At 66.4% G+C, this 1,532-nt stretch carries 1 pseudogene; it reads left to right on the forward strand.

What is annotated here, in order from left to right:
- A pseudogene (locus AB4083_RS22855) lies at positions 1-1,532 on the forward strand (hypothetical protein); the annotation flags it as partial.

The following is a 1,532-nucleotide window of genomic DNA, read 5'->3' on the forward strand; positions in this document are numbered from 1 at the left end:
CAGAACACCACGAACATCGCCAACAACAGCACGGCGATCACCAACCTGGGCAACCAGACCACCACCAACACCAACAACATCACCTCGCTGCAGCAGGATGCGCTGCAGTGGAACAGCACGCTGGGTGCTTACGACGCCAGCCATGGCAGCGGTTCGCCGCAGAAGATCAGCAACGTCGGTGCGGGTGCCTTGTCCTCGAGCAGCACCGATGCGGTGAATGGTTCGCAGCTGTATGCCACCAACCAGAACGTCAGCAATCTGACGAACACCGTCAACAACATCAACAACGGCGGTGGCATCAAGTATTTCCACGCCAATTCCACCGCCGCCGACAGCCAGGCCGTCGGTGGGCAGTCGGTGGCCGTGGGGCCGCAGTCGGTGGCGAACGGCGTTTCGTCGATCGCCATGGGCAATACGGCGTTGGCCAACGATACGAATAGCCTTGCCCTGGGCAATGCCGCACAGGCCAGCGGCACCAGCAGTGTGGCGGTAGGTGACTCCGCCAAGACCAACGGCGCCAACAGCACGGCGCTCGGCGCCAATACGCAGGCGACCGCGACCAGCAGCCTGGCCGCCGGCGACAAGGCCAGCGCGAGCGGCATCAATGCCAGTGCGCTGGGCGCCAATACCCGGGCCACGGCTACCAGCGCCTTCGCTGCGGGCGACAGCGCGCAAGCAAGCGCCGCCAATGCCACCGGCATCGGCGCCAACAGCAAGGCGCTGGGCGTGAGCAGTTTTGCCGGCGGCGATGGCGCCACCGCGAACGGCGCCAACGGCATTGCCATCGGCGCCAGCGCGAGCAGCGCGGCAGTCGACGATGCGATTGCGATCGGCAAGAAGACCCAGGCCGGCGGCGCGAACTCCATTGCCATCGGCGGCAATGTGAATGCCGGTGCGCAGGCTACGGCCGACAATGCCATTGCCCTCGGTGCGGCAAGCGCCGCGTCCAAGACCGGCGCGATTGCGCTGGGGCAGGGTGCCGCCGCTGGTGCGAGCACGGGTGACGTGGCGCTGGGCGCGGGTTCCGTTACGGCGGCAGCGGTGGGTACGGCCAATGCCACCATCAACGGCAAGAGCTACAGCTTTGCGGGTACCACGCCGGGCAGCACGGTCAGCGTGGGTGCCGGCGGTGCCGAGCGCACGCTTACCAACGTCGCCGCCGGCCGCCTGGGCGCGAGCAGCACCGACGCCGTAAACGGCTCGCAGCTCTTTGCCGCCAAGCAGGCGATCGACGACCTTGGCACGCAGATCGGTACGGTCTCCGGCAATGCGGTGCAGTACGACAACGCGGGCAAGACCAGCGTGACCTTGGGCGGTGCGGGTTCCAGCACGCCGGTGAATCTCGGCAACGTGGCGGCGGGCAATCTGTCCTCGACCAGCACGGATGCGGTGAACGGCTCGCAGCTCAACGCGACCAACCAGCAGGTCGGCCAGAACACCACGAACATCGCCAACAACAGCACGGCGATCACCAACCTGGGCAACCAGACCACCACCAACACCAACAACATCACCTCGCTGCAGCAGGATGC

Source organism: Dyella sp. 2RAB6 (genome assembly GCF_052115385.1).
In the GTDB taxonomy this organism is placed as follows: Bacteria; Pseudomonadota; Gammaproteobacteria; order Xanthomonadales; family Rhodanobacteraceae; genus Dyella_D.